This is a genomic window from Micromonospora sp. NPDC047753 (assembly GCF_040642735.1).
GTDB lineage: Bacteria > Actinomycetota > Actinomycetes > Mycobacteriales > Micromonosporaceae > Micromonospora.
In genome coordinates, this window is the sequence record NZ_JBEYSL010000371.1 from 1 (window position 1) to 6,945 (window position 6,945).

Sequence of the window (6,945 nt, forward strand, 5' to 3'; positions counted from 1 at the left end):
CGGGTCCGGCGGCCTTGACCTGCGGCGTTGGCGGCGCTGGCCGGCGCGTGTCGAACTTGCTCTTGGTCACCGAGTCGTTGACGTTGATGGCCGGGAAGAGCAGGGTGCCGGCCCGGTGCATCTCGTAGAGCCGGTGCACACCGGTGGTGGTCTCCTCGGTCACGCCCTTGATGCCGCCGGAGATCCGGGTCCATCGCTGGCCGTCCTCGCCGAGCGAGCGGTGCAGCAGCTCAAGGATGACCGCGTACTCCTCGGAGTCGGCGGACTCGACGGGCGGGACCGCCCCGGCCCGCTCGAACTCGGTGCCCTTGTGTACGAGCAGGGTCGCGTCGCCGCCGTCGTCGAGGATCATGTTGGGGCCCTGCCCGTCCGGCCAGGCGAGCACCTGCTCGGTGCACCACCAGTACTCCGGAAGGGTCTCGCCCTTCCAGGCGTACACCGGAACCCCGGCCGGAGCCTCGGGGGTGCCGTCCGGGCCGACGACGATCGCTGCGGCGGCGTGGTCCTGGGTGGAGAAGATGTTGCAGGACGCCCAGCGCACCTGCGCGCCGAGCGCGACCAACGTCTCGATCAGGACGGCGGTCTGGATGGTCATGTGCAGGGAGCCGGTGATCCGCGCGCCGGCGAGCGGCTGCGCCTCGGCGAACTCGCGACGGATCGCCATCAGGCCGGGCATCTCGTGCTCGGCGAGCTGGATCTCTTTACGCCCGAACTCGGCGAGCGACAGATCCGCCACCTTGAAGTCGCCGTCGGCGAGCGTGCTCGGCCGGGCCTCGGACGGCGTGCCGCTGGCGGACGCCGGGAGGGTGCTGGTCATGAAAGCTCCTGTCGAACGATGTCTGCGCCGACCTTCCACCTTACGCGCGTCGGCGACGGGCATCAGGCACGGTCGGCGGACAGCGCACGGGGCGGTCGGTGATGGACGGACTTTCCCGCCCACGTCCCGCCCGCCCCGTGCATCCCCCCGGTTTGGTTCCCCCGCACGTTCTCGGACCGTCGTCGCGATAACGCTGCGTACTCATAGAGTCACACTCAGGCAGGGTGACGTCAAGCTATTCCGGGAAAGTCGGACTTGTGTCGTTGACCCGAGTCGAGGTCAGCGCAGCCCCGACGTCGCCACGAACGCCACACCGGCGCCGTCGATCCGCAGCGGCGCTTCCAACGCCGTACCGATCGCCGCCTCGCCGGAGGCCAGCGTCAACGCGCCGGCACCGTCGTCCACGGTGATCGAACCACCAGCGCAGAGCACCACCCGGGGGCCGGGCAGCGACAGTGTCACCGAGGGGACCGCCGCGTCGACCCGGACCCGGTGCAGCGCGAAGTCGTCCACCGGTACGGGCCAGCAGTCCACGCCCGGGCCGACCGGCTCCGCGGCCCGCACCGGATCGACGAGCACCTCGAAGCGCAGCACCCGCAACAACTCGTCGACGTCCACCCGCTTCGGGGTCAGGCCGCCGCGCAGCACGTTGTCGCTGGCCGCCATGATCTCCACGCCGCAGCCGCTCAGGTAGGCGTGCAGGTTGCCAGCGGGCATCCAGATCGCCTCCCCCGCCTCCAGCCGCAGGTGGTGCAACAGCAGCGCGACCAGTGCCCCCGGATCCCCCGGGTACGCCGTGGCCAGTCGGCGGGTCAGCTCCGCGTCCGGGCCGTCGGCCGGCGCCGCCACCACAGCGGCCAGCAGGTCGTGACGCCTGGCGACCGGCCAGCCGAGCAGCGTCCGCACCGCCGTCCGCAACCCTGCCGGCCCGGACCGCAACGCGGCGACCACAGGCGCCAACTCCGGTACGCCGAACCCGGCGAGCGCCTCGGCCGACTCCGCCGGATCCCGGAAACCGCACAGCGCCTCGAACGGGGTGAGCGCGACAAGCAACTCCGGCTTGTGGTGCGGGTCGGAGTAGTTGCGCGGCCCCTCGGTGCGCCCCACCTCCGCCGCGTAGCCAGCCTGCGCCTGCTCGGCGTCCGGGTGGGCCTGCAGGCTCAGCGGAGCGTCGGCCGCGAGCACCTTGAGCAGGAACGGCAGCCGGTCGCCGAACCGCTCGGACACCCGCTGGCCGAGCCACTGCCCAGGTTCGTCCCGCACCAGGTCGCAGAGGCTCACCCGCAGGCCGGCACGATCCACGAGGGCCGGGGCGCCCGGGTGGGCCCCCAACCACAGCTCCGCCTCCGGGCCCGCGCTCGGCACCGCTCGCCCCTGCAGGAGGGCGATGGCCGAGCGCGAGCCCCAGGCGTAGTCCCGGATCGGCCCGTACAGTGGCTCCACCCGTCAGCCCCCGGGCCGCCCGGCCGGCTCGCCCGACGTGTCCTGCTGCGGCACCGCGGTGTCGGCCGCGGCACCGGTGCCTGCCTCGGCGGCAGCGGTGCTGTAGACGTCCGGCTCCAGATAGATCACCCGGGCGATCGGCACCGCGGCGCGGATCCGCGCCTCGACGGCGTTGATGCCACGGGCCAGGTCGTGGGCGCTCTCCCACTCCGGAACGGCGATCTTGGCGGCCACCATCAGCTCTTCCGGACCCAGGTAGAGCGTCTTCATGTGGATGATCCGCTCCACCTCGGGGCCGTCGGTGACGGCCCGCTCGATGGCGGTCAGCTCGGACGCCTCGGCGCCCTCACCGAGCAGCAGGCTCTTCGTCTCGATGGCCAGCACGACGGCGATGACCACCAGCAGGATGCCGATCATCGCGGTGCCGGCGGCGTCCCACTCGCCGTTGCCGGTGATCAGCGTCATGGTGACGCCGAACAGGGCGAACACCAGACCGACCAGCGCGCCGAAGTCCTCCAGGAGCACCACCGGCAGCTCCGGCGCCTTGGCCCGGCGGATGAAACGCACCCAGGACTGGTTGCCCCGGATGTGGTTGGACTCCTTGATGGCGGTCCGGAAGGAGAACGACTCCATGATGATCGCCGACACCAGCACGACCACCGGCAGCCAGTGCCAGGACTCGATGCCACCCTTGTGATGCCACTTGTGGTACGCCTCGTAGAGCGCGAACAGGCCACCGATGCTGAACAGCACGATGGACACGATGAACGCGTAGATGTAGCGCTCCCGGCCGTACCCGAACGGGTGTTCCGGTGTGGCCGCGCGCTTCGCCCGCTTGCCGCCGAGCAGCAGCAGGCCCTGGTTACCGGAGTCGGCGACCGAGTGGACCGCCTCGGCCAGCATCGACGACGAGCCGGAGAGCAGGAACGCGATGAACTTGGTGACGGCGATGCCGATGTTGGCCAGCAGGGCGGCGACAATCGCCTTCGTCCCACCGTTGGCGCTCATGCCACCGCTCCGCTTCGCCGCACGAAGCCGCTCGGTCCGCGCATGACGCGCCGCCCCCTACGTTCGTTCACTGGTTCGACAGCTCCTTCATCTCGGTGATGGCCGGAACGGCCATCGGGTCCAACCCGTGTGCCAGAGCAAGGTAGATCGAGGCGAAATCCGGAACGGCGATCAGCGACGCCAGCCGCTCCAGGGCGGAGCCGCCCTCGGCGGTCACCACGTCGCACCGCACGCCACGGCGCTCCGCGAGGGTCTGCACCGCGTCCGCACGGCGCTCCTCGACGGCGAGCGGCTCGTCGGTGTCGTCCTCGGCGTTGAGGCCGCCGTCGCGCAACAGCACCAGCCGCAGCCGGGTGCCCTCACCGTCGTCCTCAGCCGGGTCGGCGAAGATGTCCCGCTCCCCCTCGGCGAGGCCGCCGAAGACGCCGTCGAGCAGCCCGACCCGACCCCGCCCGGCCTCACCCAACGCTCCGGTGACCACCGGGTAGCGGGCGTTTGCCGACAGGGTGTCGCCGAACCGGCGGGCCGCCACCGTGGCCAGCGGGGACGAACCCCAGACGATGGGGATCGAGCCGGCCAGGCCCAGCGCCAGTGACTTCGCCGGGTTGACGAAGGACTCGGCCGCGGACCGGCAGCGGTCCGCGTCCGCGTCGAGCCGGGACGCGGTCTCAGCCAGGTCGGCCTCGTTCACCTTCACGAGCCCGAGGGAACGGGCCGCGAGCAGGACCGGCACCGTGAGCGCCCAGAGGCTGGCCCGGGCCGGGGCACGCCGGGGCACCGGGATGAACGGCGCCCGGGCCTGCTCGGCGATCGACTGCAACTGCGAATCCGGGGCACCAACGGCGACGAGTCGGGCACCACGGCGGTGGGCCGCCTCGGCGGCGCCGAGCGCTTCCGGGCTACGTCCGGACGCGCTCACCGCGATCACCACGTCGGCCGCGCCCACCCAACCGGGCACGCCGGCGGAGCGGTGCCCGATGATCGGGACCGGGCAGCGTGGCCCGGCGACAGTGGCCAGCACGTCACCGGTACGCCCGGCGGTGCCGATGCCGGCGATCACGACGGCTCGGGGCCGCCCGTCGTCGGCGAGCACCGCGAGGTTCGCCTCCGCTGCCAGTGCGGCGCTCTCGCGAACCTGCGCTCCGCCCGACGCCGTGTGCCGGAGCATGCCGCCCGGGTCGGCCTCGGCCAACGCCTGCGGGTTGTCGAGCAGGGCCTCGTCGGCGTCACGGCGCCCACTGACCCCGGCCGTACCGTCGATCATGAGGACTGCCCGGGGCCGCCGCGCGCCTCATCGAGCAGCAGCACCGGCACGTCGTCGCGGACCTCGAAGATCCGGCCGCACTCCGTGCAGGTCAACGTCTGCGCCTCGGCGTCATAGGTGAGCGGGGCGTGGTGCGTGTCCGGACAGGCAAGGATCTCCAGCAACTGCGGATCCAGGGCCATGGCACGGCTCCTTCCACGTGTACGGCTTGACCGACGGCGGTGCCGACCGGCGCAGGCGATCTTATCGGCGAACGCGCTCGAGCACGTCGTCCCGGAGCGAGACCATCCGATCCCGGGTGGGTGCCTCGACGTTGAGCCGCAGCAGCGGCTCCGTGTTGGAGGCGCGCAGGTTGAACCAGGCGCCGTCGGGGAAACGCAGGGTGAGCCCGTCCATCTCGTCAGCGACCGCGTCGGGGTACGCGTCGCGCACCTCGGCCACCGCCGCCGCCTGGTCGGTCACCGTCGAGTTGATCTCGCCGGAGGCGATGTAGCGCTCGTACTCACCGGCCAACACGGACAGCGGCAGCGACTGCTCACCCAGTGCGGCCAACGTGTGCATCGCCGCGAGCATCCCGGTGTCGGCGAACCAGAAGTCCCGGAAGTAGTAGTGCGCGGAGTGCTCGCCGCCGAAGACGGCGTTGGTGCGGGCCATCTCCGCCTTGATGAAGGAGTGCCCGACCCGGGCGACGACCGGCTTCCCACCGTGCTCCCGGATGATCTCCGCGACGGCGCTTGAGGTGATCAGGCCGTGGATCACCGTGGAACCCGGGTGCTTGGCCAGCTCACGGGCAGCGACGAGTGCGGTGATCGCCGACGGTGAGACCGGTTCGCCGCGCTCGTCCACCACGAAGCACCGGTCGGCGTCACCGTCGAAGGCCAACCCGATGTCCGCCCCGTGCTCGACCACAGCGCGCTGAAGGTCGACCAGGTTCGCCGGGTCCAGTGGGTTGGCCTCGTGGTTGGGGAAGCTGCCGTCCAACTCGAAGTAGAGCGGCACGATCTCCAGCGGCAGCGGCGACAGGGCCGCGTCGCCCAGCACCGTCGGAACGGTGAAGCCACCCATGCCGTTGCCGGCGTCGACGACCACCTTCAACGGCCGGATGCCGGACAGGTCGACCAGTTTGCGCAGGTAGCCGGCGTAGTCGGGGAGCAGGTCGCGCCGCTCGGCGGGCCGGGTCGGCGCTCCGGCGGGACGAGCGTCGCCCGAGTCCAGAAGTGCCTGGGCCCGCTCCCGGATCTCGGCCAGGCCGCTCTCCTGGCCGATCGGGCGCGCGCCGGAGCGGCACATCTTGATGCCGTTGTACTGCGCGGGGTTGTGGCTGGCGGTGAACATCGCGCCGGGCAGGTCGAGCGAGCCGGACGCGTAGTAGAGCAGGTCGGTGGACGCGAGGCCGATCTCGATCACCGAGCGGCCCTCGGCGCGTACGCCAGTGGCGAACGCGGCGGCCAGGCCGGGCGAGGTGGCCCGCATGTCGTACCCGACGACGACGGCATCGCCCGGCTCGTCGGTGGAGTTGAGCAGTTGGGTGAAGGCGGCGCCCAGTGCCTCGGCGGCCCGTTCGTCCCACTGGTCCGGCACCGTCCCGCGGACGTCGTAGGCCTTCACAATCTGGGACAGATCAGACACGTGTTCCACTCCTTGGCCGCGGGTTAGACACCGATCCTGAGCCTAACGGAGGGCCGGGCCGTCCTCCGCTCAGCCGGGGAGGCGGGGGATGAACACGGTGTGGCCGTCACCGTCGGTGGGCGGTTCATCGGGCTTCGGGCGACCGTCGGGCCGGCCCGGCATCGGCTGGGTGGCCTCCGGGGCGGGGGTGTCCGGCCGGGCACCGTAAACCCCGCCGGTGGCGGGACGCGGTGACGGCACCGCACCACCCCAGGCGGCGGCCGGCGGCTGCTGGCCGTACACCTGACCGGGGCGACCGGGCGCGGCCGGCAACCCACCCCCGGCCCGGTAGGTGGTGCCGCCGGGGTTGCCCGGCAGAGTGTCGGGCGCCTCGTCGGACGGCTTGCGGTCCTGCCGCGAGCGGCGGAACAGCAGCACGATGAGCAGCAGTCCGACCGCCACCAGCACAATGCCGAAGTACATCACCGGCGATCCTCCGGACGACTCGGCGGCGGTCGCCGTGGCGCTCGGCGCCGCGGAGACGCCGCCCTGCGCCGCCGGGTTCACCGCCTCGTCGACGGTCGCGACCTCGGTCGGGCTCGGAGTCGGCGTCGGCGTCTTCGACCGCGACGGAGTCGGCGACGGAGTGACCCGCGATCCGGTCAGCCGCGCCGCGTCGGTGGCGCGACCCAGCGTCTGGCCGGAGGCGCTGATGCCCACGCCCGTGACCACGAGACGGCCACCCGGCGAACCCGCCGCGAACGCCACCCGGTAGCGCACCGTGATGCCCTTGCCCTTGCACAGC

General features: G+C 72.1%; 6 protein-coding genes and 1 pseudogene. All 7 read right to left on the reverse strand.

The genetic code is table 11. The features are described from left to right. Positions 1–817, reverse strand: an 817-nt coding sequence (locus ABZ749_RS25670) for an adenosylhomocysteinase (protein ID WP_357232151.1), incomplete at its 3' end; no start/stop codon positions are given. Between the two features lie 279 nt (positions 818–1,096). Beyond that, on the reverse strand, positions 1,097–2,260 hold the full coding sequence (gene manA, locus ABZ749_RS25675; RefSeq protein WP_357232154.1) for a mannose-6-phosphate isomerase, class I: 1,164 nt from the start codon (positions 2,258–2,260) through the stop codon (positions 1,097–1,099). A gap of 3 nt (positions 2,261–2,263) precedes the next feature. Then, positions 2,264–3,268, reverse strand: a complete 1,005-nt coding sequence (locus tag ABZ749_RS25680) for a cation diffusion facilitator family transporter (protein ID WP_357232157.1) — start codon at positions 3,266–3,268, stop codon at positions 2,264–2,266. A gap of 67 nt (positions 3,269–3,335) precedes the next feature. Then, positions 3,336–4,532 carry an SIS domain-containing protein gene (locus ABZ749_RS25685; RefSeq protein ID WP_357232160.1) on the reverse strand — a complete coding sequence of 399 codons (1,197 nt, stop codon included), beginning with the start codon at positions 4,530–4,532 and terminating at the stop codon, positions 3,336–3,338. Further along, on the reverse strand, positions 4,529–4,714 hold the full coding sequence (locus tag ABZ749_RS25690; protein WP_091394023.1) for a Trm112 family protein: 186 nt from the start codon (positions 4,712–4,714) through the stop codon (positions 4,529–4,531). The genes ABZ749_RS25685 and ABZ749_RS25690 overlap by 4 nt, the downstream gene beginning before the upstream one ends. Positions 4,715–4,775: 61 nt before the next feature. Beyond that, entirely contained in the window at positions 4,776–6,161 is a 1,386-nt protein-coding gene (locus ABZ749_RS25695) for a phosphomannomutase/phosphoglucomutase (RefSeq protein ID WP_357232163.1), read from the reverse strand. 69 nt (positions 6,162–6,230) lie between these two features. Then, positions 6,231–6,945, reverse strand: a pseudogene (locus ABZ749_RS25700) (hypothetical protein); the annotation flags it as partial.

Bases quoted from the DNA above. Each gene is read 5' to 3' on its own strand.
- ABZ749_RS25685 (WP_357232160.1), bottom strand. From the start codon at position 4,532: ATGATCGACGGTACGGCCGGGGTCAGTGGGCGCCGTGACGCCGACGAG.
- ABZ749_RS25690 (WP_091394023.1), bottom strand. From the start codon at position 4,714: ATGGCCCTGGATCCGCAGTTGCTGGAGATCCTTGCCTGTCCGGACACG.
- ABZ749_RS25680 (WP_357232157.1), bottom strand. From the start codon at position 3,268: ATGAGCGCCAACGGTGGGACGAAGGCGATTGTCGCCGCCCTGCTGGCC.